General features: G+C 49.1%; 20 protein-coding genes. 2 read left to right on the forward strand and 18 right to left on the reverse strand.

Features of this window, described 5'->3' with window-relative positions:
- Nucleotides 1-2: 2 nt before the first annotated feature.
- The 15 genes from DWX33_RS13815 to DWX33_RS13890 all read right to left on the reverse strand — a co-directional run bounded on the left by DWX33_RS13815 (nt 3) and on the right by DWX33_RS13890 (nt 16,502).
- Nucleotides 3-770 (reverse strand): tetratricopeptide repeat protein, encoded by a 768-nt coding sequence (locus DWX33_RS13815; RefSeq protein WP_005862639.1) that lies wholly within the window; start codon nt 768-770, stop codon nt 3-5.
- 4 nt (nt 771-774) lie between these two features.
- On the reverse strand, nt 775-2,586 hold the full coding sequence (locus tag DWX33_RS13820; protein ID WP_005862640.1) for a BatD family protein: 1,812 nt from the start codon (nt 2,584-2,586) through the stop codon (nt 775-777).
- A 32-nt stretch (nt 2,587-2,618) separates the two neighbouring features.
- Nucleotides 2,619-3,359 (reverse strand): tetratricopeptide repeat protein, encoded by a 741-nt coding sequence (locus tag DWX33_RS13825; protein WP_005862642.1) that lies wholly within the window; start codon nt 3,357-3,359, stop codon nt 2,619-2,621.
- Between the two features lie 12 nt (nt 3,360-3,371).
- Nucleotides 3,372-4,391: a VWA domain-containing protein gene (locus DWX33_RS13830; RefSeq protein WP_005857235.1), complete on the reverse strand. Its 1,020-nt coding sequence runs from the start codon at nt 4,389-4,391 to the stop codon at nt 3,372-3,374.
- A gap of 13 nt (nt 4,392-4,404) precedes the next feature.
- Complete coding sequence (locus DWX33_RS13835) at nt 4,405-5,391, reverse strand: VWA domain-containing protein (protein WP_122380561.1); 987 nt, start codon at nt 5,389-5,391, stop codon at nt 4,405-4,407.
- A gap of 3 nt (nt 5,392-5,394) precedes the next feature.
- A complete protein-coding gene (locus tag DWX33_RS13840; RefSeq protein WP_036611452.1) occupies nt 5,395-6,369 on the reverse strand; it encodes a hypothetical protein in 975 nt (324 codons plus the stop codon).
- Between the two features lie 9 nt (nt 6,370-6,378).
- A complete protein-coding gene (locus DWX33_RS13845; protein WP_005857241.1) occupies nt 6,379-7,248 on the reverse strand; it encodes a DUF58 domain-containing protein in 870 nt (289 codons plus the stop codon).
- Nucleotides 7,249-8,244 carry a MoxR family ATPase gene (locus DWX33_RS13850; protein ID WP_005857243.1) on the reverse strand — a complete coding sequence of 332 codons (996 nt, stop codon included), beginning with the start codon at nt 8,242-8,244 and terminating at the stop codon, nt 7,249-7,251. It lies immediately after the preceding gene.
- A gap of 168 nt (nt 8,245-8,412) precedes the next feature.
- Nucleotides 8,413-9,504, reverse strand: coding sequence for an HU family DNA-binding protein (locus DWX33_RS13855; protein WP_122380562.1), 1,092 nt, complete (start codon nt 9,502-9,504; stop codon nt 8,413-8,415).
- Nucleotides 9,497-9,787, reverse strand: coding sequence for an HU family DNA-binding protein (locus DWX33_RS13860; protein ID WP_233570185.1), 291 nt, complete (start codon nt 9,785-9,787; stop codon nt 9,497-9,499). Before DWX33_RS13860 ends, DWX33_RS13855 begins: the two co-directional genes overlap by 8 nt.
- A 77-nt stretch (nt 9,788-9,864) precedes the next feature.
- Nucleotides 9,865-11,163 (reverse strand): 30S ribosomal protein S12 methylthiotransferase RimO, encoded by a 1,299-nt coding sequence (rimO, locus tag DWX33_RS13865; protein WP_122380564.1) that lies wholly within the window; start codon nt 11,161-11,163, stop codon nt 9,865-9,867.
- The gene (ftsY, locus tag DWX33_RS13870) at nt 11,160-12,113 is read right to left on the reverse strand and encodes a signal recognition particle-docking protein FtsY (RefSeq protein WP_005857252.1); all 954 of its coding nucleotides are present in this window, start codon (nt 12,111-12,113) and stop codon (nt 11,160-11,162) included. The genes rimO and ftsY overlap by 4 nt, the downstream gene beginning before the upstream one ends.
- Before the next feature lie 236 nt (nt 12,114-12,349).
- Nucleotides 12,350-12,583, reverse strand: a complete 234-nt coding sequence (locus tag DWX33_RS13880; protein ID WP_227713581.1) for a hypothetical protein — start codon at nt 12,581-12,583, stop codon at nt 12,350-12,352.
- 26 nt (nt 12,584-12,609) lie between these two features.
- The gene (gene nspC, locus DWX33_RS13885) at nt 12,610-13,749 is read right to left on the reverse strand and encodes a carboxynorspermidine decarboxylase (RefSeq protein ID WP_048927242.1); all 1,140 of its coding nucleotides are present in this window, start codon (nt 13,747-13,749) and stop codon (nt 12,610-12,612) included.
- A gap of 413 nt (nt 13,750-14,162) precedes the next feature.
- A complete protein-coding gene (locus tag DWX33_RS13890; protein ID WP_122380565.1) occupies nt 14,163-16,502 on the reverse strand; it encodes an ATP-dependent helicase in 2,340 nt (779 codons plus the stop codon).
- A gap of 121 nt (nt 16,503-16,623) precedes the next feature.
- Between DWX33_RS13890 and DWX33_RS13895 the strand changes: the two genes are divergently transcribed.
- The gene (locus DWX33_RS13895; protein ID WP_005862659.1) at nt 16,624-16,857 is read left to right on the forward strand and encodes a hypothetical protein; all 234 of its coding nucleotides are present in this window, start codon (nt 16,624-16,626) and stop codon (nt 16,855-16,857) included.
- 171 nt (nt 16,858-17,028) lie between these two features.
- On the opposite strand, the gene DWX33_RS13900 is transcribed toward DWX33_RS13895, so the two are convergent.
- Nucleotides 17,029-19,242, reverse strand: a complete 2,214-nt coding sequence (locus DWX33_RS13900; protein WP_122380566.1) for an outer membrane beta-barrel family protein — start codon at nt 19,240-19,242, stop codon at nt 17,029-17,031.
- Nucleotides 19,243-19,473: 231 nt separating this feature from the next.
- Between DWX33_RS13900 and DWX33_RS13905 the strand changes: the two genes are divergently transcribed.
- Nucleotides 19,474-20,400 carry a helix-turn-helix domain-containing protein gene (locus DWX33_RS13905; protein ID WP_022192601.1) on the forward strand — a complete coding sequence of 309 codons (927 nt, stop codon included), beginning with the start codon at nt 19,474-19,476 and terminating at the stop codon, nt 20,398-20,400.
- 28 nt (nt 20,401-20,428) lie between these two features.
- Here DWX33_RS13905 and DWX33_RS13910 read toward each other — a convergent pair whose 3' ends face one another.
- Both DWX33_RS13910 and DWX33_RS13915 read right to left on the reverse strand, forming a co-directional pair.
- Nucleotides 20,429-20,800 carry an RNA-binding protein gene (locus tag DWX33_RS13910; RefSeq protein ID WP_009017316.1) on the reverse strand — a complete coding sequence of 124 codons (372 nt, stop codon included), beginning with the start codon at nt 20,798-20,800 and terminating at the stop codon, nt 20,429-20,431.
- Between the two features lie 212 nt (nt 20,801-21,012).
- On the reverse strand, nt 21,013-26,550 hold the full coding sequence (locus DWX33_RS13915; RefSeq protein WP_122380567.1) for an alpha-2-macroglobulin: 5,538 nt from the start codon (nt 26,548-26,550) through the stop codon (nt 21,013-21,015).
- Between the last annotated feature and the right edge of the window lie 164 nt (nt 26,551-26,714).

Here is a 26,714-nt window from a genome sequence, read left to right on the forward strand (position 1 = left end):
TATCAGATTTTTTCTATGTCTTTACTAGGCATCCATCCTACGTTCCCATCCTCAAGCTCGATCTCGCTCCATTCGCCAAGCGTACTCTTCACGGTCACGTTCGTTCCCTCATGTAATACGAAAAGATCCGTACCGCTAGCGTCGGGCGAGCTTTTCACCGTAACGGTCGGGGCGAATACGATGGCATGTTTACGGTTTATCATCTCATCCTTCTGGTCGCTGGCGAATATATTGGCAAAAACAACCATGATAATAAATAGGATACCCAAATAGAAACCGATCTTCTTCAAGCGTACCCAACGGGAGAAAAAGAACAAGATCAAGCAACCGATAAACAACAGGAAGCACACGATACCAGTCTTCGCCCAAGAGTCTGCGGAACCGAGGTTCTCCACGCTCTTAAACCATTTGACCAAGAAGAAATCACCAACCGGCTCAATCTTATCGATCGTCTTCTGACGGGCCATCTGTAAATTGAAGCGAGCATCGCTATCACCCGGATCCAGCAGAAGACAACGTTCGTAGTTCAATATAGCCGGAGCGATCTTACCCGCCTTATAATAGGCATTTCCCAAATTATAATAAACGGCGGCAGACTCGCCATTGCTCTTCAAGATTCCCTCATATAGCTCGATCGCCTTCGCGTAATCTTCTTTCGTGTAAGCGACCTCGGCCTCCTTCAAGGCGGTATCTTGCGCATAAGCAGATCCTATCAGACATAGAGTCAATAAGAAAAACAATACCTTTCTTAAATTTATAGTCATCTTCATCTTCTTACTTTTTAATTGTATTCTCCATTTTACCAATAGCGTCTACCGTCAGCTCATACAGCTTATCCATAGCGTCTGACGCTTGGGACGGAGCGTAACGAGCGAACTCACAAGTATTCAAGATATCCATGAACTCATTCGTCAAGGATTCGTCTACACCGTATTTAGCCAATTCTGTCTCTACGTTATCCTTGGTCAGATCGGATTGCGGGATACTCAGCTTATCGCTCAAATAGCCCCACAACGCACGCAGTACCTCGTCGTAGAATTCTTCCTTCTTGTTCTCTTTCATCAGCTTGCCGGCGTTCTTCAGACGTCTAACCGCCATCTTGTTCGCCTTCTTGGTACGAACCAAGGCGATGTCGGCGTTTTCCTTCACCTGCTTACGATAGATAAAGAAGAATACGATAAACAAGATAGCCGGTACGATATAGCAAAGATAATACATAAAGGAACCGAAGAATATACCATCACCTCCCTCGATAAAGGAGAAGCCTTTCGTCTTTAGGTAACGGATATCCTTGCCTAAGTATTTCACGCTCTCTTTATTACTGAAGTTCGATACGACCGGGGAAGAACCGCTACCGCCCTTGCCTTGCTCCACATGCAACTTATAAGGCTCGGACTTGATGGTCTTGTACGAACCGGACTTGATATCGAAATAGGAGAAAGCGATCGCCGGGATCTCGAAATCACCCGCGTAACGGGGTATCGCCATATATTCGATCGTCTTGCTTCCACTGACACCGGCAGTCGTGGTCTTGATGTCCATCTCTACTTTTGGGTCGTAGACATCGAAATCGTTCGGGAAAACCACTTCCGGGTTCTTCACCAACTTCACGTTTCCGTTACCCGTGATTTTCACCTTTATGGTTACAGCCTCGTCTGTCTTGACGTTGTTCGAGCTGATATCAGCCGTCATGGAGAACGTACCTACGGCACCGGAGAAAGAAGCGGGCTTACCGGAGGGCAAAGGCTTCACGTCGATAGTAACCGGAGAGGTGGTCAACACCTTGCTCACATCCCGATACGAGTCGAAGAAGCTATCGAAGATACTACCGCCACCCGCTTGTTGCATACGGACCTTCACCACGGCGTCGAACTTGCCACTACTGATCGTAATCTTTCCAGAGCGTTGCGGATACAGGATCACTTGACGCATCACGGCCGACTGGTAGTTACGTCCGTTGTAGTTTTCCAAGGTCAGTTGTTTCTCTTGCGGAAGCTCGATCTCTTGCACAAGAAAACCCTCAAACTCAGGATACTTCAAGCCAGTAATTGCGAAGTTCTCTAAGGAATAGACCTTGAAAGTCACCAAGAAACCTTCTTGCTCGAACACGCTTCGTTTGGATACGTCCATCTTCACGAACAGCCGATCGTTAGAGATCGCCCCGCTCGCCGTCGTTGTCTCCGCCTCTTGCTTACCCGCCTTATCAGCCGGAAGCACCTTGATGGCCAAGCCATTCGATGTATAATTAGAGCCGTTCACCTTGATCGTTGCCGGAGCTATATTAAACGTACCTTCCTTCTTCGGCATCAAGACATACGTATACGTAACGGTTGTCTCGCTGGTACTCTTCCCGTTCACCCAGCTACTGCTATAGGAGGTGGATTGGGAGGGACCCATTAATACGTCAAAGTCTGGCATCTCCTGCACTCTCAAATCCTTGCCTTCGGCATTGACGGTGAAAGTCAAGCGAAACTGCTCTCCCATTACCACCGCTTGGGGCGCCGAGGCCTTGAAGGTCACATCCGCGGCCTTTGTCGCCACCCCTACCGTTAACATCAGGATGAATAAGAAAATTAATTTCCTCATTGTGTATCTCATTTTTTCGTTAATTATCCAGTTTACCACTCCTTCTCGGTCTTCCGGCGTTGTTGCTGCTGCATCTGCGCCTTCTTCACCTTCTCTTGGGTGTCTTTCTCATCTTGCAGGAAGGCGTCCAACATCTGCTGGGCATTATCCTTGCTCATTTGCTCGTTGGATTGCTGTTGCTCTTGGGTCTTATCCTGCTTCTGGTCGTCTTGCGGCTGTTGTTGTTGCTGTTGCTGCTGATCGTCCTTCTGATCCTTGTTCTCCTGCTTGTCGTCGTTCTGTTGATCTTGGCTCTGATCCTGATTCTGCTGATCCGACAGCAGTTTTTGGGCCAAGGCCAAGTTATAACGGGTCTCGTCATCTTTCGGGTTCAAGCGAAGCGATTGCTTATACACCTCCACGGCCTTGCCGTAATCCTTGTTCTGCATGAAGATATTTCCCATGTTATGATACACCTCCGACAAGCGTGCCTTCCCTTCCGGCGTAGCCACCATCTTCTCCCCTTGCCCGGCGATCAATTGATATTGCTCGGCGGCCTCGGGGAACTTGCCTTGCTTGTATAGGGAGTTTCCCAGATTATAGGTTCCTTCCGTAGAGCGGGGATTCACCTCCAAGCTCTTGCGATAAGCGATCTCGGACTCGGTGTATTTCTCGCTCTCATAAAGTTTATTCCCCTCACGCACGTTCTTCCGTTCCGCTTTCTGAGCAGAGACCGCCCCGGCACTGAGCGCCAAGACCGATACCCATATCATAGATTTATATATACGTCTCATCACTTCGTCGAATTAAGAGAATAATTTTACTTTCCTAAATATACGGTTCTTACGATCCAAGGTCATGAAATCGGCGATCAAGAGGAACAAAGCTATCCAAGCGAAAATCTGGAACTGCTCGTCATACTCGGAATAGACCTTGCTATCCAGCTCCGTCTTGTTCATTTTCTCGATTTCTTTCTGAAGGGCTTTCAGGGCGGAGTTCGTATTGTCCGCACGTACGTACATACCGTTTCCGGCGGCGGCGATCTCTTGACCCATCTGCTCGTTCAGCTTCGTGATCACCACGTTTCCATCCTTATCCTTCATATAATTATTGCTTCCTTGGATGGGGATCGGAGAACCTTTCGGATCACCCATTCCCACGATGTTCACGTGGATGCCCTTCTCGGCGGCGGCTTTGGCGGCACCGATAGCGTCGTCCTCATGGTTCTCGCCGTCGGTGATCAAGATGATCGCCTTATCGGTCGTCTCGTCCGGGGTAAAGGAACGGGCGGCCAAATTGATGGCGGCACCGATCGCCGTACCTTGCGTAGAGACCATCGACGGGTTGATAGAGGACAAGAACATCTTGGCGGAGATATAATCCGAGGTGATCGGCAACTGCGTGAAAGCGTCGCCGGCGAACACGATCAAACCTACCTTATCATTCGTAAAGCCGTCCGTCAATCGGGATAGCATCTGTTTGGCTTTATCCAAACGGTTGGGCGACACGTCCTCGGCCAACATGGAGTTGGATACGTCCAGACACACCATGATCTCTACTCCCTGACGCTTCACCGTCTCCAGTTTCGAGCCGAATTGAGGCCCCGCTATAATAAAGATAACCATGGTAATGGCTCCGAACAACAGCCAAAACTTCAGATGCTGGCGCTTGGTCGATACCTCGGGCATCAACTCGGCCAACAACGTAGGGTTACCGTATTTCTTTATCGCTTTCTTCTTCACGATCATGGCGTACACGTAGAACGCCACCAACGCCGGAAGGAGAAAAAGCAAATATAAAAAGTCCGGATGCGCAAATCGAAACATAAGCCTTTTATCTTTATGGTATATTTCTCAACAATGTATTTCTCAATAAGATCTCCACCAGCAACAAGACGAACACCAGCAAGGCCCAGTTCTTATACTCCTCCTGCTTCTTGCTGTACTCCTGTACGCTGATCTTGGTCTTCTCCATCTGGTCGATCTCGGAATAGATCTCCTTCAGGCTGGCGTTGTCCGTAGCACGGAAATATTGCCCGCCCGTGGTAGAGGCGATCTGCTTCAACGTAGCCTCGTCGATCTCTACCGGTATATTCTGGTACTGCACGCCGAAAGCGGTCTGGAACGGATACGGCGCCATGCCTTTCGTTCCGACTCCGATCGTATAGACACGCACGCCGAACGTCTTGGCGATCTCGGCGGCGGTAACCGGAGCGATCTCGCCGGCGTTGTTCGAACCATCGGTCAGAAGGATGATCACCTTCGACTTAGCGTGGCTGTCCTTGATACGGCTCACGGCATTCGCCAAGCCCAACCCGATAGCCGTTCCGTCTTGGATCATACCGCTTTGGATATCCTTGAAGAGATTCAGCAAGACCGTATGATCGGTTGTCAACGGGCATTGCGTAAAGCTCTCGGCAGAAAAGACCACGAGACCGATGTTATCGTTCGGACGGCCGTTGATGAACGACGCGGCCACATCCTTCGCCGCCTCCAAGCGGTTCGGTTTCAAGTCTTGCGCCAGCATACTACCCGAGATATCCATCGCCAACATGATATCGATACCTTCCGTGGAAGAATTGGACCAACTATTCGTGGATTGCGGACGGGCCAAGATCACGATCAGCAGCGCTACCGCTACCATACGCAACACGAAAGGCACGTGACGCAAGTACACAATCCATGATGTCGCTCCCGGCGCCTCGAACGCCTCCGACGAGGAGACCTGCAAGCTGGCCTGACTCTTGCTCAGCTTGTAGACATACCATCCGATCATCGGAATGAGCAACAACAATAAATATAAATAATTAGGATTCGCAAATACCATCTCTTAATCCTTTAAATTAGTTGTATCGTTCGTAGATTCCGGCTCTTGCATCTCCTCCACCTTCGTCTGGTTCACGAACAAATACGCGTTCATCATACTCAAATCATTCTCATCCGGCAGCGGGTTCATCTTGGCGAATTTCACAAAGTCGGCCAATTGCAGAATCTGCCTCAAGTTATCGTACACGCTCTGCGCCTCGGAGTTCTTGCGGATCAGGTCTAAGATCTCTCCGGAAGTCATCTCCATGGCACTGATGCCGAAACGATCCTCGATATACTTACGCAGCGTATCCGTGATCAAGGTGTAATACTCCTTGCTTCGTCCTTGCTGCCAGAGTTTCTGTTGCTTGATCTCGTCCAGTTCCTTGATGGCCTGCTCGTGAGGCGGAAGCTTCGGCTCCTCTTTCTTGAATGGTATCAACGACTTCTTCGCACGGATCCGTTTCACGATATAGGCGATCACGCAAATCAAGAACAGGGCCAGCAAGATCCCGTAAATGATCGGATAATAATCGGCCCATACGAAAGGCGGCTTCCATACGGTCTTGATGTCGTTGAACTCCTCCGGCTTGTCCGCATTCACGGGAATCGTGGAGACCTTCAAGGCGACTTGGTTGGAATATACGGTATCCACCCCGTCTATCACCTTCAACGGAGGCAACAGATAGAGTGACGAGTCAAACGAGGTAATCAATACATCCTGCTTGATAACGAGCCGGTCGTTCTCGATCTCCGTAGAGTCCGCCTTGGAGAGATTCAGTACCTCCACACCCGTCATCAAGGTATCGTTCGGGATCACGATCTGCACGGGGCGATCCTTATCCGCCGTTACCGTAAGGTGCAAGGTAGTCTGCTCTCCGATCAATATGGCGGCCGAGTCGATAGCGACATCGATCAACGGTCTCTGCGCATATGCCTTTCCCCCCGCAAGGGAAGCGGCGGCGACCAGAAACAGGATACTTTTCTTTATCAATTTCATCTGCTTGCTTTAATTACGTTTATCAAAAAGAGCAATCAATGCTTTCACATAATCATCCTCGGTACGGACAGAGACAGAGTCTACACGGCATTTCTTGAACGTATCGCTCATCTTCGCCTGCCGTTTCTCCCACCATTCCTTATAGGCCGCACGCACACGGGCGGAGGAACTGTCTATCCATTGCTCCTTCCCGGTCTCGGCGTCCTTGATCTTCATAAGGCCTACGGCGGGAAGCTCGGTCTCACGACGGTCGTACACCTGAATGGCTACCATGTCATGCTTGCGGTTGGCCACCGTCAAGGCGTCCTTGAAACCCTCCTTGTCGATAAAATCGGAGATGAGGAAAGCCGTGCAACGCTTCTTGATGGCGTTGGTCAAGTATTTCAACACTTGGCTGATATCCGTCCTCGTCTCCTCCGGATGGAAATCGATCAGCTCCCGGATAATATATAAGATATGTTTCTTTCCTTTCTGGGGCGGGATAAACTTCTCGATCTTGTCCGAGAAGAACACCACGCCGATCTTATCGTTGTTCTGTATCGCCGAGAAAGCCAAGGTAGCGGCGATCTCGGTGATCACCTCCTTCTTCATGACGTTGACGGAGCCAAAGTCACGGCTACCGGACACGTCGATCAGCAGCATCACCGTCAGCTCACGCTCCTCCTCGAACACCTTGACGTAGGGGCGGACGTAGCGGGCGGTGACGTTCCAGTCGATATCCCGGATATCATCGCCGTATTGATATTCCCTTACCTCGCTGAACGCCATACCACGGCCCTTGAAAGCCGAATGGTACTGGCCGGCGAAGATATTACGGGAAAGACCACGGGTCTTTATCTCGATACGGCGGACCTTTTTTAATAATTCACTTGTCTCCATTTAAGGAACTTCTACTTTATTCAAGATCTCGCTGATTACCTCCTCTGAAGTCAAGTTGTTCGCCTCGGCCTCATAACTCAAGCCGATACGATGGCGCATCACGTCGTGGCATACCGCACGGATATCCTCCGGGATCACATAGCCCCTACGCTTGATGAAAGCGTACGCACGGGCGGCCAACGCCAAGTTGATAGACGCACGGGGGGAAGCGCCGAAAGAGATCATGCTCGCCAAGTTCGGCAAACCAGCCTCCGCCGGGAAACGGGTAGCGAAGACGATATCCACGATGTAACGCTCGATCTTCTCGTCCAAATAAACCTCACGAACCACGTTACGGGCGTCGAGGATCTCCTCTTTCGTCAAGATCGGCTTGATCTCCGGACGTTCTCCGGATATATTCTGGCGTATGATCAGTTTCTCTTCCTCCTTCTTCGGGTAATTGATGATCACCTTCAACATGAAACGGTCTACCTGCGCCTCAGGTAACGGGTACGTACCCTCCTGCTCGATCGGGTTCTGGGTAGCCATTACCAAGAAAGGCTTCGGCAACTTGTAGGTATGCTCGCTGATCGTGACCTGACGCTCTTGCATGGCCTCCAACAAGGCACTCTGTACTTTCGCCGGGGCACGGTTGATCTCGTCCGCTAACACAAAATTAGCGAAGATCGGGCCTTGCTTTACCTGGAACTCTTCGCTTTTCTGACTGTAAATCATCGTACCGATCACATCGGCCGGAAGTAAGTCCGGGGTGAACTGGATTCGGCTGTATTTAGCGTCGATCAACGACGACAATGTTTTAATGGCAAGTGTCTTAGCCAAACCCGGCACACCTTCCAACAGGATATGTCCGTCCGAAAGCAAACCGATCAACAAAGATTCAACCAAATGCTTTTGTCCGACGATTACTTTGTCCATACCCATCGTAATCATGTTCACAAACGAGCTTTTACTTTCAATTCGCTCATTCAACTCACGAATGTCTACTGTCTGACTCATAAGATTTATTCTATTATATTGTTATTATATTGTCCCAATTTTACGTTGATTTTTTAGGATGCACAAAATTAGAAATGTTAAATTCGTATCCTTCACTTTTGCAGTTAAATAATACTAACCAACACTTCCTTGTTTTGTTTTATTTTACTTAAAAAAGGGAGATTTCTCTTACTTCCCGGCAAGTATCTCTGTTTGTAGGGCGGCGGCTTTCTCCCGCGACTCACGGCTCTTGGCATCGATGCCATACGATTCCGGAGCGGGTATCTCGATCACGGTACCGATCGGGACGTTGTTCGGGTCTTTTATAACAGCCTTATTATGTTGGTAAATATATACCCAGAATAATTTATTGCCATAATATTCCAAGGCGATCACGGTGAGGCGGTCGCCATGCTTGATCTTCACCTGCCCCAATGGTTTGGGCGCCGGTTCCACATAAGGCTCCGGTTCCGTATGCGGGGTCTTCTCCGCTACCGAGTCCGGATGAAGCATCCAAGCTGATTCTTGAACCGTGTCCTTGACCGTATCCTTGGCTTCCGTTACCACCTCCTCTCGGACAGGCGCCGGTTTCCAATTATTCCTTCCCAAATAGAAGAATACAGAGATTACGATTATCAAAAAGGCAACGATCATTAATACCCCCTTCTCCTCCGGTTTCTTAGGGGCTCGCTCTTCCGGTCTCTTTGGTATGGGAGATGGCTCCGCGGGCGGTTCCGGTTCCAATCCACGTTCCGGTTCAGATACCGATGACGGCTCCGGATCAAACGCTTGCTCTGGCTCAGGCAATGGTTCAGGTTCAGGTTCTAGTATCGGTTCGGGCTTCTCTTTGGGCTGAGTATTTGCCAAAGGGATTTCCTTATCCGGCATTACCTCCTCCACGGACTCGTCTTCCGTTTCCTTCTCCTCTACGGACTCATCCATGTCCGAGAAATCCACGTTCTCGTTGATCTCTGTCGTCTCAAAGATAGAGAAAGGCTTGTTTACCTGTTCCCGCAGGTCTTTATCCGGCAGGAAAGAGAATTTATAATGTTCGGGGATCAAGAAACGTTCACCGGTATTCACGTGGATACTCTCCCGCTTCTCCACAGAGATAATCTTGAAAGTACCCAAGCCCTTTACTTTTACGATCTTATCCGTATAGACCCCTTCGGATACCACCGAGATAAAATCTCTCAAGAAACGCTCTACCTCTCCTCTGTCCTTGCCGGTACGCTCCGATAATAAACCGGCTAAATCTTGTATATTCAGCCGGTTATTCATGATCACCCAATTCCTTTAAACGATTCTTCACGGTCGTTCCGGGCTTGAACACGGGAACTAATTTAGGGGGAACCAGATATCGCTTCCCGTTCGCCGGATTCACGGAAATACGTTCCGCTTTCTTTTTCACCTCGAACTGGCCGAAGCCTTGCAGATAGATCGTATCGTTATCCACTAATTTCGAACTTACGACGGAACTGAACGCAGAAAGCATGTCGGAAACTTCCTTCGAAGTCCAATCCATGCGATTCGCCAATTCCGTTATAAGTTCCTTGTTTTTCATATCTAATTCCATAACAGTTCGTGCTGCTATATTAGTTATTTTTTCGTTAACCGACAAATATATTGACAGTTTTTACATCAATTCAACACTTTACCATACAGATCAAACGCTTGTGCGTCAATCACCTTTACTTGGTAAAAGCTACCCGGACTCAAGGGAGTATCCTTGGAAATCAATATTTCCGGATCTACCTCGGGCGAGTCGTATTGCGTACGTCCCACGTAGAAATCCTCCTCCTCCCGGTCTACGATCACTCGGAAGGTCTGCCCTACTTTCGAGGCGTTCACGTCGGCGGAGATGCCTTCTTGCACACGCATCAAGTAATCCAGTCGGTCTTGCTTCACCTCCTGCGGGATCTCGTCTTTATAATGCTGATAGGCATAGGTACCCTCCTCATGGCTATAGGCGAAAGCGCCCATACGCTCGAAGCGGATATCTTTCACGAAGCGGATCAACTCCTCGAAATCCTGTTCCGTCTCGCCGGGATGACCCACCATCAAGGTGGTGCGTAGATGGATGCCCGGCACTTCCCGGCGCATACGCTCCAGCAGCTCATACGTCTCGGCCTTCGTGATATTGCGGCGCATCATCCTCAACATCGGGTCGCTGATATGCTGGAGGGCGATGTCCATATACTTGCAAACGTTATCACGCTCACGCATCACCGGCAACAGGTCATAGGGGAAATGAGACGGATACCCGTAATGCAAACGAATCCACTCCACGCCCGGGATGTCGGATACCCGCTCCACCAGTTCCGGCAAGGCCATTCGCTTATAGCGATCGAGGCCATAAAACGTAAGATCTTGGGCGATCATCTGGAATTCTTTTACGCCTTGCGCCACCAAGCCACGAACCTCGTCTACGATCTCGTCCATCGGACGGGATTGATAAGCCCCGGTTATGATCGGGATCGAGCAGTAAGAACAAGTACGGTTGCATCCCTCCCCGATCTTCACGTAAGCGTAGTGCCTCGGGGTGGTGAGCACACGCTCGGTAGCCAGCTCTTGATGGTACGACTTGCCCAGATCGGAGATCAACTCCATCCAATTGAATTTCCCGTAGAAACGATCTACCTCGGGAAGTTCCTTCTCCAGATCTTTCAAGAAACGTTCCGACAAGCAGCCCATCACGAAGAGCTTCCCGATCCGTCCTTTTTGTTTTTGTTCGCCCAGCTCGAGGATCATATTGATAGATTCCTCTTGGGCGTCGCCGATGAAACCACAGGTATTCACCACCACGATCTCGCCATTGATCTTATGGGGATCATGCTCTACCGTATAGCCATTGGCAACGAATTGGCGCATAAGTTGCTCCGAGTCCACTAGGTTTTTCGAACACCCCAGCGTAATAATATCTACTTTATTTTTTCTCATTCTCCAAATAACGAATTGACAAACTCACGTTTGCGGAATACTTGCAAATCCTCCATCCCCTCGCCGAGTCCGATATATTTCACGGGGATACGGAAATGGTCGGAGATACCGATCACGACACCCCCCTTGGCTGTACCGTCCAGTTTGGTCACGGCCAAGGCGTTCACCTCGGTGGCGGCGGTAAATTGTTTCGCTTGCTCGAAAGCGTTCTGCCCGGTAGAGCCGTCCAATACCAACAAGATCTCGTGGGGGGCGTCCGGGATCACCTTCTTCATCACGTTCTTAATCTTGGTAAGCTCGTTCATCAAGTTGATCTTGTTATGCAGACGTCCGGCGGTATCGATAATCACCACGTCGGCATCGTTCGCCTTAGCGGAGCTCAGCGTATCGAAAGCCACGGAAGCGGGGTCCGAGCCCATGTTCTGCTTCACGATAGGTACGCCTACCCGCTCGCTCCAGATCACCAGTTGCTCCACGGCGGCAGCACGGAACGTATCGGCGGCGCCCAGATAGACCTTCTTGCCGGCTTTCTTGAACTGGTAGGCCAGCTTACCGATCGTGGTCGTCTTACCCACCCCGTTCACGCCTACAACCATGATCACGTAGGGTTTCTTGCCCTCCGGAAGCGCGAATCCCTCGGCATCCTCCGTATTGTTCTCTGTCAGCAAGCTAGCGATCTCGTCACGCAGCAGGGTGGTCAATTCTTGGGTGGTGACATACTTGTCACGGGCCACACGCTTCTCGATACGGTCGATGATTTTCAACGTGGTATCTACACCGACATCCGAGGTAATCAGTACTTCCTCCAAATTATCCAACACATCGTCGTCCACCTTACTCTTACCGGCGATCGCCTTGGTAATCTTGGAGAAAACACTTTCTTTTGTCTTTGATAGACCTTTATCCAAGGTTTCCTTCTTGTCTTTACTGAAAAAGCTAAAAATACCCATATTTATTTTGTTTCTGTTTTTATTTACTTCAAATCACACTTATCAAGTAGTTTCCGGATCTCCTTAACGGACATAGACTCAATCTCGCTCTTATCATACATCGTCACAAGAAAAATTGTTCCTTCATCAACGCTGACAAGTACCGTAAAAGTTATCACCCGAGCTCCCCCTCTCTTGCCCTGTGATTTCGAGCGGATGGACATCCGGACCTTACGAAGGGCAGTAGTGCCTCAATCTTATAACTCATTCAATAGATCCTCCAATGGGCGAGAGGTTATTTTTCCCGCCTTCAAGTCTTTTACGCTCTGGAAAGCCTCTTCCAGCACCTCCCGCTCGCTTCGCTTGGCAGGCGAGAAGGTCTTCTCTTTTAAGTTCCGCAAGAGCGATAAAGCCTTACGCATAAGCTCCTCATTATCCAAGATACTCATGGCTTCTTCCATGTATGTATATTTCAACTCATTCGCTGTCATGGTCATATTCCTCCCTTTGCTTGTTTTTAATCCATCCTGTTCTTATAATCCTCATAGCCGAACGTACGGTACACCACCAGCTGGTCGTCCTTGTTCCAAAGGGCCAAGGAAGGGTGCGGTATGCCGTTGAACATATTCGTCTTCACGATCGTGTAGTGGATCATATCCTCGAAAATCAGCTTGTCGCCGATCGCCAAAGGCTTATCGAACGACCAATCCCCCATATAATCACCGCTCAAACAGCTATTTCCCCCGATCCGGTAGGTAGGTTTCCCTTCCACGGCATCCGTAGCGAAACGGATAGCCGGTTTGTAGGGCATCTCCAAGCAATCCGGCATATGGCAGGTGAACGAGGCGTCGATAATCGCCGTCTTGATACCGTGGTTCTCCACGATATCCACCACGGTTGTCAGCAAGAACCCGGTCTGCCAAGCGAAGGCGCTACCCGGCTCCATGATCAACTCCAAGTTCGGATATCTCTCCTTAAAGCCTTTCAGTAAAGCGATTAAATGCTCCACGTCGTAATCCTTACGGGTCATCAAATGACCACCTCCCATATTCAGCCACTTGACGTGAGGCAGGAAACGGCCAAAACGCCTCTCCACCTCGGCCAGCGTCCGCTCCAGATCATAGGAAGTGGACTCGCACAAGGTATGGAAGTGCAGCCCCTCGATACCCTCCGGCAACGTGTCTCCCAGCAAGTCGCCGGTCACCCCCATCCGGGAACCCGGGGCACAAGGATTATACAAGTCCGTCTCCACGTCCGAGTATTCCGGATTGATCCGCAACCCACAAGACACCCGGTTACCATCCGCCCGCACCATCGGATAAAAACGATGGAACTGAGAAAGCGAGTTGAACGTAACGTGACTACTGTATCTCAAGATCAACGGGAAATCAGCCTCCGTATAAGCCGGGGAATAGGTATGCGCCGGACTTCCCATTTCCTCGAAGGCCAACTGGGCCTCAAATTTAGAACTTGCTGTCGAAAAAGGAATGTACTCACGTACGATCGGGAACGCTTTCCATAAAGCGAAAGCCTTAAAAGCCAATATGATATTCACTCCCGCACGTTCTTTTACGCTCTTGATCAAGGACAGGTTGTTTCTCAGTAATTTCTCCTCCATCACATAGCAAGGCGAGGGTATCTTGTTGATGTCTATCATGCTGTATCTCAATATTTCATATTAACATGCAAATATAAGAAAAACATTCTGATATTACAACTATTATCGGGGTAATTCATTGAATATGTCGCAGAAAAAAGACAGTTGTGTTAACTTGCGAATACTACTGTGTTCGTAGACAAATACTATAGTACTTGGGCACAAGCACTATAGTATTTCTGGGTTCTTTTCATTCTCTTTTTAATCGAAAAAAAAGAAAGGAGGCATCTTGCCTCTATTCTTTATATTTTTATTATAATATCTATTTATATCTTATATGATGCGAAAGTGAGTTCGAAAGCCCATTCGAAAATAAACCTTTCCTTTTCTGCCAATCATTAAAATCCAACGACTTAGCTTCAAAAAGCAGTGTTCGATTCGGCATTCGAAAATGAATTCGAGCAAAAACGCACTTAGCCTAACACGCTGAGTTTGGCAAACTTAAGCAAAAGTCGCCTTTCTCCGAAATTCTTGAAGGCGACCGTCACTTTCGCATCACCTCCCTCACCTTCCATCGAGACGATCTCGCCATCGCCGAAACGGTCGTGATTGACCTTCTGGCCCACCCTCAAAACAGAGGCATCCGTGGCCGGAGCCGCCGAAAAGGACGATTCCATCGTGTTTTTTAACTTCGTAAGATGCCCTTGACGCTGTGCCGCTTGCTTCACCGGCGACACGAAATCATCCTCAACCGCCCTTGGTTGCCGGAATGGAGAGGCAAAAGCCGGGCGCCCGTAGCGTTCACGGGCCGAGGCGAATGCATCTGAAGCGCCGGCATCCGAAGGCATATCCAGATACTTAGCGTCTATATCCTTCAAGAAACGGCTGGGCGTACACATATCCGTCTTCCCGTTACGATAGCGGCTCTTCGCATAGCTCAATACGCAATTTTGCTCCGCACGGGTAATCGCCACGTAGAACAAACGACGCTCCTCCTCTACCGCTCTCGGGTTATCTTTCGATAGGGACGAGGGGAATAGGTCTTCCTCCAAGCCTACCACGAAAACATTCGTGAATTCCAATCCCTTGGCGGCATGCACGGTCATCATCGTGACCTTATCGGAGTTTTCCTCTTTATCGTTATCTTGATCGGTGAGCAAGGATACCTCCGCCAAAAAGTCGGACATGGCGACTTGCTCCATGCCCTCCTCACGCCGGATCTCGCAAAACTCGGCGATACCTTTCAGCAACTCCTGCAAGTTCTCTTGCTTGCTCACGCCCTCTACGGAACGGTCTTGAAACAGGTCGGAAACGATGCCGCTACGCTTCACCACCAAGGTAGCCAATTCCTCCGCGGAGAGTTTTTTATTCTCTTCAATGAAAACTTCAATCAAACTACGGAAATCGCTCAGTTTCTTAGCTGTACCATTATTTATCGGTAGCGAATATTCCAAGGGGGCTTGAAGTACGGTCCACAGGCTTACCCCGTATTCGGTAGCGGCGCCGACAAGCTTACCTACCGTCGTATCCCCGATTCCCCGGGTGGGATAATTGATGATTCGCTTCAAGGCCTCCTCGTCGTGCGGGTTCACGATCAGGCGGAAGTAAGAGATCACGTCCTTGATCTCTTTCCGCTGGTAAAAAGACAAACCGCCATAAATCTTGTAAGGGATGCCCCGCTTTCGCAACGCCTCTTCCAAGATACGGGACTGGGCGTTGGTACGATACAGGATAGCGAAATCGGCATACGAGAATTTCCCTAATATCCCGTGCATCTCGTTGATTCGGGCGGCTACGGTGTAGCCCTCCTCATAATCGGAGTACGAGGTGAAAACACTCACCTTGCTGCCCGCCTCCTTCTCGGAATAGACCGTTTTGGGTATCTGACGTGTATTCTTGTCGATCAAGCTATTGGCGGCGTTCACGATATTCTGGGTGGAACGGTAATTCCGTTCCAGCTTGAAGATACGGCAACCGGTATAAAGATTCTTGAATTGCAGGATATTATCTATATTAGCGCCTCGGAAAGAATAGATGCTCTGGGCGTCATCCCCTACCACGCAGATATGGCCGTGTCTCTCGCAAAGCCGTTGCACGATCAAGTGTTGGGCGAAGTTCGTATCTTGATACTCATCCACCAATACATACCGGAAGAAGTTCCGGTATTTCTCCAAGACGGCCGGATGATCCCGGAACAGGATATTGGTTTGCAGCAACAAGTCGTCGAAATCCATGGCTCCCGCTTGCAGGCAACGGCTCTGGTAACGTTTGTAGATTTCCCGGAGCAAGGGGACCTTGGCATTCATATCGCTTTCCACGAGCTCTTTATTTTGCTCGTAGGCCGTATAAGTTATCAAGGAGTTCTTCGCGTTGGAGATCCGGCTCTGCACCATTCCTAGGCGGTACACCTTATCGTCCAATTGCATTTCCTTGATGATGGATTTCAGTAAGCTCTTGGAATCAGTGGCGTCATAAATCGTGAAATTGGAAGGATAACCGATATGCTCCGCCTCGTTCCGTAAAATACGGGAGAAGATGGAATGGAACGTTCCCATCCATAGCCGACGGGCCGTTTGGTCACCGGTGATGGCCGCAATACGCTCTTTCATCTCCCGGGCCGCCTTATTGGTAAAGGTCAGCGCCAAGATACTATAGGGAGGCAATCCCAATTGCAATAAATAAGCGATCTTATAGGTCAGTACCCTTGTCTTACCGGAGCCAGCCCCGGCCACGACCAAGGATGGCCCCTCATTGTAAACCACCGCTTCCCGCTGGCTCTCATTCAGTTGATTCAAATACTCTTCCACATTCATCCGTTTTAGGGATACAAAATTAGGGAAAATAAGCGATTCCACATAAAAAAGTTGGGCAGGTCGCCGATAATATATACATTTGCCTACATATAATCAGTAGTATTAACCAAAACAAGGGACTATGGGAAATTGGGAGAGACAACAGACAATGAGGAAAGAACGGGACAAGGTCCGAAGGGAGACTTTAGGGAAGTTCTTTTTTGACTTGGCTAAATTAATGTTTACGACGATGGTATTAGGAGAAATGCTCCTATTAGCAAAAGACATCGGCGACATTAATAATTGGGGTATGTTAAATATAGGGATTTTAGGTACTTACCTATTAGCCCGAGTTGGAAATAGAATATTAAAATAATATGATCATGATAAAAGATTTAAATGGATTGACAGTGTTGATGCTCGTTGTTACCATTTTAGCCGCTATCTTCTTAGCTTGGCTTTACACAAAGCCCGGCAAGAAATGGTTGGATGAGTTATGATACCGTAGGTGGTGTGCCATATTGTGGATCATGGCACACCATCTTCTTTATTTAGCGTCCAACAGATCATCATTCCTTATGCTCCTCCCCGCTTTCTTCACGCTCGCTTTTAAATCACCGATCCGGTAGCTAATGGCGATGCCGAAACCACGGCTAAACATACGCTCGGTCTGCCGGATATGAAAGTCCGGATATCGCCCGTTAATCTGTATCGTCTTATGATCTCCCAGAAAATCTTGCGCCCGCAGCGTACAAGTCAATTTATCATTCAAGAAGCTCTTTACCACACTCAAGCCGTAAAAATAAAAGCCGTACGAGTCCATCCCCACATTCGGCTCGGAGCGCACGTATCCACCCGACAGGACAAAACGCCACCCGTACTTAAACTTCTGCGAGAAATCGACAAAAGCAGAGCCACAAAAGCCGGAATTACGCACATCCGTATCGTAAACCTCATTCCCCTCCTGCGCCCGTAAATCCAGATAATGCAACATGCTGTTCAGCGACACGCTTGTCCGGGGCGAAGGATTATAGCTTAGATAAAGGTTTCCTCCCGCTGCTTTCACGTCCACGAGATTATCATACGTACTATTCACCACATTCGCCGAATCAATGAACAGATACTCATCAATCACCCCTTTTCCCAAGGTGCAGAGCACGGAAGCCTGCACATTCAATTTCGTTCCGTAATAACTGTATGACGCCGAAAGACGATGATGTTTCTCCGATACCAATCCCGGATTTCCATACGAGATAGAGATCCCAGACACGAACACCGTAGGATTCAAATAGCTGATATTCGGGCGACGTAAACGTAAGTTGTAAGCCAAGCGAAACAAATTCCGGTCGTCCAAGCGGAAAGCGGAGGTCCAAGAAGGAACCCAATCCGTTACACGATAATTAAAATCCTTGCCTTCGCCTTGTTTATAAGTCACGTCCTGCCAAGTATGTTCCATACGAATGCCCGGGTTCAAGCTCCATTTACCATACTTAAATCCATATCCCGCATAGGCGGAGCCTATATTCTGCACATGCCGATATTCCACCAAAGGTTGTAAATCAGCGGGTAACCAGACACCCTCACCCAACTCCTTTACCTCCGAAGTAGCGTGGCTCGTACTGTTACGCCGAATCAGCTTCAAACCGCCCTCGATGGAATGCGTACTTGTAAAAGGATTCACGTAATCAAGCTGGGCCGTATGCTCATGGGTGCGGGCATGACTGATTTGCCGGGTATAATCGGCCTCCAGTTGGGGTAACGAGACATTACCCATCTTGTCCTTATCATGAAACACGCTATAAATATCGTTCGGGATATAATCGTACTGATAGGAAAGCGTTAGCATCTCTTCCTTATTTCGTTTGAATAAACGCTGATAATCCGCTTTTAAGGAGGCACTACCCCATTCGTTCTTCTTACTCATATCCTCGTTATAAGCATAGATTTCTTCCCCCTCTTTATCAAACCTGCTATAATGGCTATTCCAAATAGAGTTGCTGTTTCCGATATTCAAGTTTCCGGACAAGGAGATCAAATTCAATGTATCGATCTCGAAACTGCCTTCCAGACTTCCATAATGGGCCGGATATTTCACGTCTACGTCCGAGAGCATCCGGAGCTTCGCACCGTCTCCCGACTGAGTACGGAGATAATCCGACTCGCTCTCGGACGATTGTAGGCTAAACGTATAATTTCCGGAAAGCGATAATCGGCCATATTTCAGCGTAGCGAAACCACCGACACTCTTAAATAAGTTCATCACCGTAGTGTTTATACTTGCGTTATATCCCTCGAACTCCGCTCCTTTCGTCACGATATTCAAGATTCCGCTGACACCCTCCGCATCGTAACGGGCACCGGGATCTGTTATCACCTCCACTTTCTTGATCATGCTGGCGGGGATACTACGCAAGACCTCCTTGGGATTATTGGAGAACATATTCGAGGGACGCCCGTTCATATAAATCTTAAAACTGGATTGTCCGTTTACCTTCACGTTATCCTCGCCATCCACGGTCACTAGAGGGACTTTTCGCAACATCTCCAGCAAAGTATAGGTTCGGGAATCCGGGTCCTCGGCGATACTGTAAGTAGTCTTATCCGCCTCTGCCTTTATCAAGGGTTTCACGGCGACAATGTTTATCTCGGGCAAGTCCTCGTTCAAATACAATGAATCGGGAGAGACGAGTTGGGCAGTCAACGTCGAGTTCCAGTTTCCCACAAGCCCTATCAAGGCCATCATCATCAGAAATCTTTTCATATCCGTATCTTATTTGATTTGTTTTCGGGCAAAAGTAGAGGCAACAGACAACAACAACGTAAATAATCGCCGGATAAGTAGCTGACATTTCCATGACATTTCCATGACATCCGGTCATTTAGCAGGATTTATGTCTATTTCATCCCGAATCCTATCGAAAAGGATACTTTCCTTCTATAATATTTAGTACCTTCGAGCGTTCTTTTTATGTTAATTCTAATCTAGCGAATAATGAATACACGACTATCGGCCAATCTATCCGTTTTGGGTACCTCCTTAATGCTGATCCTCTCGTTCAGCTTCGGTTTCCATAGTTATACGGAAGCCAAGAAAACGATCGTGACAGACTTGAATCAAGCGTTGCAACAAACGATCCTGCAAAACTCCCACCTATGGATGAGCCAAGATTCCATACGCACCTATGCCAATCTATCCAAGCTTTTCGGCAATCCGGTATCCATAGAAAGTTATAACAAGGACTTTTCCGACGCATTGAGTTATACGCCCGACAAGAAGAAAACGGGAATCGTGATCCACGTACTCAATAAAGATCCTCAAACCGAAAACGCTCCCGCTAATACCAACAAGAAACTCAACGAATATTATATCGCCAGCGATACGATTATCTGGGCATCATCCATAGCGAACAGCCCCAATACTGCCACGGATCATATCGGGATCTCATTCCAAGGGTACGCCAATTGCTCCACCCTTGCGGTTATCGGGCTATCGGACAAATCTTTGCCCGGCCTATTCCTCGGGCTTGCCTTTTTATCCGCTACCCTGCCCCTATTGCTTAAACGTTATAGAAAGGAGTTGATAATGCCTCAGCCTATCCATCCGGGAAAGACCATCTCTTTCGGTAATTTGAACCTTTCTTGCGAGACCGCCTCCTTCTATAAGGAGAATGAGGAGAAACTAAAACTCACCCCTCAGCAATATGCCTTGATGGAGATGTTTTTCCTATCGCCTACGCATATCTTGAACCGCTCGGATATCTGCGAAAGTTTATGGCCGGGAAAGATCAACGCCGACGAGACCTTGAACACCTTGATCCGAAGGCTACGGCCTTTAGTGGAGGAAAACAGTAACCTAAAGATCACGACAGACAGAGGACGAGCTTATGCGCTTGAAATAAAAAAGAGCGACCATCTCTGATCGCTCTTTCCTTTTTATCTAGATAGAATTAATATCTTCCACCATCCCGGTTAGAACCATAACCGCCACCTCTGTTAGAGCCATAGCCACCGCCTCTGTTGGAACCGTAACCGCCACCTCTGTTGTTATTGAAACGACCACCTCTGTCGCCTCTATCCTCTCTAGGTCTGGCTTCTGTTATATTGATGACTTTGCCGTCATAACTTGCTTGGTTTAACTCCTCGATAGCCTTTTTAGCTAGCTCATCATCGCTCAGCTCAACGAAACCGAAGCCTCTTGAACGGCCGGTTTCTCTATCCATAATAACTTTTGCTGAAGTAATCTCACCGTAATCAGCAAATAACTGTCTTAAGTCCGCATCAGAGATGTTGTAACTTAGATTTGAAATGTAAAGATTCATTTTGTAAACTTTAATTAAATGGTTAATTGAGCTGAGTATGTCGACTAAAAAAGTTTACCTAACAAATCAAGTTGTGAGCAAATACTTTCTAATACTAACTTAAATCAATCTCAAATATGCTGCGAATGTAATGGTTTTATTCGAGCATACAACTATAAATCCAATAAATTTCGAAAAAATATAAGGGCGGGGTCTGCCCGCCCCCCACGAAATTAGAATACGGTAACTTCTTGTCCCGCGGTATTCGCACGGATTAAATAATCGTACATCGCCTCGCAATACACCGGAGGCAAGTAGAAGCGGCCCGGGTAGACTGCGCAAAGATTGATCTTCACGGTCACTTGACTGCCTGCCGGCAGACGGTCTATATAACTATAAACACGGTCGTCACGAATATCCTGATAATTCACTCCGGCGGTCAGGCTGTCCGTAGCAGCTCCATTCAGGAAGCGGGTATTCAGTATTTCCCATCCGGCAGGGAAGATCTCCGATAATACCAAATTATTATATCCCCGGGCCGAAGGGTTCTTTACCGTAACCACGGCGGAGAAATTCGTACCTTGCTCCAATTGGGCGACATTGACCGGACGTCCGTTCAAGTCCACATAGCTAACCGCCAATGAGACACCGTTCGCATACGCTTTTTCCTCTCCCTGCTCCGGTATTCCCTCGGTTATAATACGGGCGAAGAGCGTAGATTTACCCATGTTCTTCAACTCGACGCTCGCCGAGGTCCCCGCCTTATCCAATAAGGTCTCGGACCATATATTCTTATCTGTTTTCACCTGTCCATCCTTTCCGCCACAAGCATACGTGAAATCCATGGCCCCGTCTACCCGATATTTAGCTAGGTAGTCCGACAAGGCAACTAAAGCGAATGCCGTAGATTGTGTGCTCAACCAATCATCCGAAGAAAGCTGTTTGGACAACTCTTCCACCAAAGTAGCGGCCTCCTTGCCTTTATCCAACAAGCAAAGCGTCATTAACTGGATGGATTGATCCCGGACATCACTGCCGAACGTCTCGTCATACTCGGAATAACCGGAAGGAAGAGCCGTCGTCTTACTGATCAAGTCTTGAGCGACATCCTCACGGCCGACCAAGGCATAGGCGGAAGCTAGCGACCAGCGACTCATGGAGGCCAAGTCTTTCATCTCTTTCAAGCGGTTCATGGCACCCATCTCCGGCGACCCGGCCAAAGCCAATACATACAGGCGATAGGCTTGGGTAGTCTCTTCCGAATCCATATAATAAGAGGTAGCCGGCTTCCAATTACGGGCTACCCGGCGTAGATTATTCAATACGCTTTGTTTTATGGCCTCGGGAACCAAGTAGCCTTTCTTCGAGGCTTCCAGCAAGAAATGAGTAGCGTAAACCGTACCCCAGCCATTGCTGCTCGTTCCACCCGGCCAATAGGCGAAAGCCCCATCTACGGTCTGGTAAGAGCGTAGACGGCGGATCACCTCTTTCACGGCCTCCTCCGTGGATTTCGCCTGTTGAGGGGTCAAATCCGTAAACGAGGAGATATAAAGCTGCGGGAATCCTTTCGAGGTGATCTGTTCCAGACATCCGTGCGGATAACCCAACAAATAAGATAGACGTGAGGATAAGTTCACGGGGGCGATATCCGACACTTCTAAGGTCAACTGGTTCGTACCCGTGGCACCCGGCATCGCAACCGTCTCTTTCCAAGACTTGCCGGCCTCCAAGGTAGCGGCGGTAACTTTCACTTGCGGGCGGCGTACCGTACGGATCTCCAGCTCCGTCTCATAAACGGATTTATCCCCTTTACCCGTAGCGGTTATCGTTACCTTCCCGATACCCGGGTTCTTCTTCACCCGGATACGGAACGAGGCTTGCTGATCCCCTTTCCGCTCGAAGCTCAAGCTCCTCGTCGCCTCGCCGACCACTTCCATATTCGAGCTGCAAGCGATAGATACATTCACGGCTCCTACGCCATCCTCGGTAGCGAATACCGTAGCGGGTACTACCATCTCCTCGCCCACGCCGATCACCCGGGGCAAGGTTCCTAGCAGCATTACGGGCTTACGTACCATCACGCTCTTATCGGCATGTCCATAAGCCTCCCCGTTTCCGGCTACCACCATGATCTTGACACGCCCGTTATAATTCGGCATCTGATAGGTATGCCGGGCGGTCTTCCCCTTCTTCAGCAAGAACGGGCCGTCAAATCGCACCACGGGCTTGAAGCGGTTCACGATCGCTTTCGGGCCTTTGTTCAGCGCATCGTCGCCGCCGATACTGAACAACTGCTCGATACGGCCGCCATAAGCGCCAACCACGTAGTTATACAAATCCCATGTATTCACGCCCAACGCTTCCCGGGCGTTAAACGCCTTCCAAGGCTCCGGCGTACGGAAACGGGTCAAGTCCAGCAAGCCCTCATCCACGATCGCCAGCGTATAAGCCATCTCCTTTCCATTCTTCTCGGAGACGGAGACGGTATAAGAGGCATCCGGTTTCAGCTCGGCGGGAGATTGGATGACCGGGGTCAGATGGCTCTCCGGAGAAGTTACCGTGAACGGGACCACGCCATACAAGCGGATCGGCAAATCGTTCTTCGTGATGCCATGAGGCTGCAAAAGGGTGATATAGACGTAAGCGTTCGGCTGCATATCTTTCGTCACATCCAGTCTCACGGTCGTTTGTTTATCCTCGCACGTATGTTCCGTCAAGGAAAGGACACGCACGCCGTTCTCTATACTGATAATCGCACGGCTTCCTTTCGTAGAGGGGAAGGTGACTACCATCTTCTCGCCGGGCGTATAACTATCCTTATCGGTCTTGAAACTAAGCATCGTGGCGGACTCGCTGCCATCGGTGTTACGTCGGCCCTCGTTATAAGGCCAGTCGAAATAACTCATCACTCCCGTAGAGTGCTTGCTCTCCTTATCTTTCACGGAAATGAAATACGTTCCCCACTCCTTATCCGGGAAAGAGAGCTGGAACGTACCCCGGCCGTCCCCATCCGTACGGACGGTAAATGTCTTTACCGGCTTATTGTAGGAATCCGATACGTAATTGGCCAGACCGCTACTGTTGGAGTCCCACCACCAATACCAATAGACCTTATATACTTTCACGTCTAATTCCGTATTCGCTTGCGGTTTCCCTAAATAATCAACAGAAGCGACCTCGTAGGTATAATTGGCTCCGGTATTTAGTTGTTCCTTATCTTTCTGCGGAGATTTGATACCGGCATACCGGCGATAAGGCGAGTAAAGCATCCGGTCCGCGTCGATACTGAAATCACCGGATTCCTCATAGACCCGGGTCACTAGGTTTGCCAGCAACATTCCGGGAGCGGTAGAACCCAGCTCGAAGCGGGCTTGTACCGTGGCATCGCCCCGCTCATTGGTAACGCCGGAGATCAACTTGCTCTCTTCCGTATTAAATACACGGGAAGGATCGTCGAAATAGAACCCCTTATAGCCCTCGAAGGTAGTTGGGGTAGCGATAAAGGTACCTTGTATATCATATTTCAAGTTACGGGCGATAGCTCCTTGCAGCCATTCCACATGCAGGCGGGCATCCATAGGCTCACCACGCAACAAGGTCTTCTCCGGCATGGATAAGGCGATCTTCAGGCGGTTCGGCTTGATGGACTCGATGCGTAAGCGCTTCGAGAAAGAGACCCCACCCACTTGCGCCTTCACATTCCACGCACCCGTGGGAGCATCCGCCTCGGTAACGAAATCGAAGACATAAAGCCCCAACTCGCCACGGGTCTGCGTCTTACGGGCATACATTTGCCCTAACGGGTTGTACAGCTCCATCACCACCGGATGCTCTGCCGGCAATTGCTTCGCCCGGTCGTTCAGCATAAAGCCCAGATGCAACGTGTCACCCGGACGCCATACGCCCCGCTCGCCATAGATAAAGCCCTTGATCCCTTTCTGGACTACCTCGCCCGATACATCGAACGAGCTGAGCGAGAGAGCCGATCCGTTATCCACCCGCAGATAGGAACGTTGGGTTCCCTGTGAGGCGATCAGGTAGAACGGACGTCCCGAGGAGAGATCCAGCCGTACCTGTCCCTTGTCATCGGTCGTGCCCGAGGCCAACGCTTGGTGTTGGTAATTATAGGCGGTAACCGTAACTCCTCGCTCCGGCTCCGTATTCTGTATATTATGCACCAACACGGTCATATCATTATCCTGCCCCAGCATGGCGACCAGTCCTAAATTAGTAGCCAAGACATTCTTTCCCTCCACCTTATTAAAATAATAACTGTCCGAGCAAGGATCACTCCGTTTCTCCCAATTATAATCAGACCAATCATATTGGCGATAATAGTAATACCCTCCCTCGTCAAAACGGGCGGACTCTTCCTTGAAACGGATCTCATCCGAGGCCAAGATCTGTTCCTTCGAGAGGACCACCGTATCATTCCCGCAAGGATAAACAGACAAAGAACGGTCAAACGAAAGCTCCAGACGGTAGATAGCACCCGGTTCCGGCTCGATCAATCGTTTCAAATCGATCGCGAAGGTATTCCACCGGGATAAATCAAGACCCTCTTCATCCAAGAAGATCGTCTTACGGGCGATCAAGCGCCCGACACGCATTAACTCCCCGGACTCATCCAAGTTGTTCGATTGCAGGAACTGACCGATATTCTGCTCCAATATCTTGATAACGCTCACCGTAACCCCTCGCAAATAAATCGCTTGGAAAGGAACGGATAATTGCGTGGATTGCGGGATGATCACTCCTTTCCCGATAAAACGGACGCCGGGTTTCTGCTCATCTAGGATTATTTGACGCACGACAGCCTCTTTCAGGTTCAAGCCGCTCTTGCTGCGGATGCCTTGGTTCAGGTGGATATTCATCACGCCCTTTTGCCACAAATCGGCATCCGGATATAGGCGTAGCTTGTTTCCGTCCACGGTTACGGTCTCCGACGTATTCTCGGCGATAAAGGCCAAGCCTCTCATATCTTGGCCCACATCCAATAACTTCGTGAAAGCGACCTCCACGTAACGCTCCGGCTCGGACACATACGTCACGTCGTACACCGAGAAATCATTCTGATCCGGAACGCTCACTGTCACGACATCGGCCTTTTCCACGCCTAGTTTATTAGAAGATACGGAAAGCTTGAGTGTCCGTTCCCCCTCCATCCCGGCGGAGACATTGAATAAGGTCACCTCATGTTTCTTTCCATCCGGGCTGTGTTGCCAAGTAGCGTCTACCTTCTCCGAGAAATCCACCAACGACTCCACGGTCTCCGGAGATTCCTTATCCGGAGTAAAAAGCACGGCGGTCAGATCGTACCCATTCTCGTTTTTCTTGTTGATATCCATCGATTCCAGATTCCCCCGAAGGGCTAAAGGGAGCGTGGTAAAACCAAAAGCGAACCACTTATCCTTACCTTGTGCCTCAAACCATTCGGACAAATCGGCTTTCACCTGATAAGAGGTGTTTCGCTCAAAGCCTTTCTCCGGCTTGAATACCAACGTCCGGTTATTCTCGAAAGCCCATTTCCCCGGCACATCGGGCTTGAGGCGCACGAGTTTCCCCAATCGGTCCGCCTTTAATCGATCCGCCGGGATCTCTTGATTAAAGATCAGGTAAACGGGAGAATACCGGGAAATCTTCCCGGTAGTGAACGCCTCCACGTTCGGATTATAAGGAGGGAGATCTTGATCCGTGGAGCTTGTCGTATGACAACTTGTCAAGATAGACAAGAGACAAAGTACGCAGAATAAACCGATAGACCGTATCATACACATGAATGTTTAAATGGTTAATCCACAAATGTACATAAATAGAAGGATTTCTCTCCTATACTTTCAGACAAACTGATAATTTTCGTACATTTGTCTTAAATATGGAGCGACCAGTATGCCACCAAAGAAGTACAGGAGTCGCTAAACAAGAGGAAAGAAAA

It is taken from the genome of Parabacteroides sp. AF19-14, from assembly GCF_003635485.1.
Taxonomy (GTDB): domain Bacteria; phylum Bacteroidota; class Bacteroidia; order Bacteroidales; family Tannerellaceae; genus Parabacteroides; species Parabacteroides distasonis.

Coding starts and splice junctions, on each gene's coding strand:
- DWX33_RS13815 (WP_005862639.1), bottom strand. CDS start 770: ATGAAGATGACTATAAATTTAAGAAAGGTATTGTTTTTCTTATTGACT.
- DWX33_RS13820 (WP_005862640.1), bottom strand. CDS start 2,586: ATGAGGAAATTAATTTTCTTATTCATCCTGATGTTAACGGTAGGGGTG.
- DWX33_RS13825 (WP_005862642.1), bottom strand. CDS start 3,359: ATGAGACGTATATATAAATCTATGATATGGGTATCGGTCTTGGCGCTC.
- DWX33_RS13830 (WP_005857235.1), bottom strand. CDS start 4,391: ATGTTTCGATTTGCGCATCCGGACTTTTTATATTTGCTTTTTCTCCTT.
- DWX33_RS13835 (WP_122380561.1), bottom strand. CDS start 5,391: ATGGTATTTGCGAATCCTAATTATTTATATTTATTGTTGTTGCTCATT.
- DWX33_RS13840 (WP_036611452.1), bottom strand. CDS start 6,369: ATGAAATTGATAAAGAAAAGTATCCTGTTTCTGGTCGCCGCCGCTTCC.
- DWX33_RS13845 (WP_005857241.1), bottom strand. CDS start 7,248: ATGGAGACAAGTGAATTATTAAAAAAGGTCCGCCGTATCGAGATAAAG.
- DWX33_RS13850 (WP_005857243.1), bottom strand. CDS start 8,244: ATGAGTCAGACAGTAGACATTCGTGAGTTGAATGAGCGAATTGAAAGT.
- DWX33_RS13855 (WP_122380562.1), bottom strand. CDS start 9,504: ATGAATAACCGGCTGAATATACAAGATTTAGCCGGTTTATTATCGGAG.
- DWX33_RS13860 (WP_233570185.1), bottom strand. CDS start 9,787: ATGAAAAACAAGGAACTTATAACGGAATTGGCGAATCGCATGGATTGG.
- rimO (WP_122380564.1), bottom strand. CDS start 11,163: ATGAGAAAAAATAAAGTAGATATTATTACGCTGGGGTGTTCGAAAAAC.
- ftsY (WP_005857252.1), bottom strand. CDS start 12,113: ATGGGTATTTTTAGCTTTTTCAGTAAAGACAAGAAGGAAACCTTGGAT.
- DWX33_RS13880 (WP_227713581.1), bottom strand. CDS start 12,583: ATGACAGCGAATGAGTTGAAATATACATACATGGAAGAAGCCATGAGT.
- nspC (WP_048927242.1), bottom strand. CDS start 13,749: ATGATAGACATCAACAAGATACCCTCGCCTTGCTATGTGATGGAGGAG.
- DWX33_RS13890 (WP_122380565.1), bottom strand. CDS start 16,502: ATGAATGTGGAAGAGTATTTGAATCAACTGAATGAGAGCCAGCGGGAA.
- DWX33_RS13895 (WP_005862659.1), top strand. CDS start 16,624: ATGGGAAATTGGGAGAGACAACAGACAATGAGGAAAGAACGGGACAAG.
- DWX33_RS13900 (WP_122380566.1), bottom strand. CDS start 19,242: ATGAAAAGATTTCTGATGATGATGGCCTTGATAGGGCTTGTGGGAAAC.
- DWX33_RS13905 (WP_022192601.1), top strand. CDS start 19,474: ATGAATACACGACTATCGGCCAATCTATCCGTTTTGGGTACCTCCTTA.
- DWX33_RS13910 (WP_009017316.1), bottom strand. CDS start 20,800: ATGAATCTTTACATTTCAAATCTAAGTTACAACATCTCTGATGCGGAC.
- DWX33_RS13915 (WP_122380567.1), bottom strand. CDS start 26,550: ATGATACGGTCTATCGGTTTATTCTGCGTACTTTGTCTCTTGTCTATC.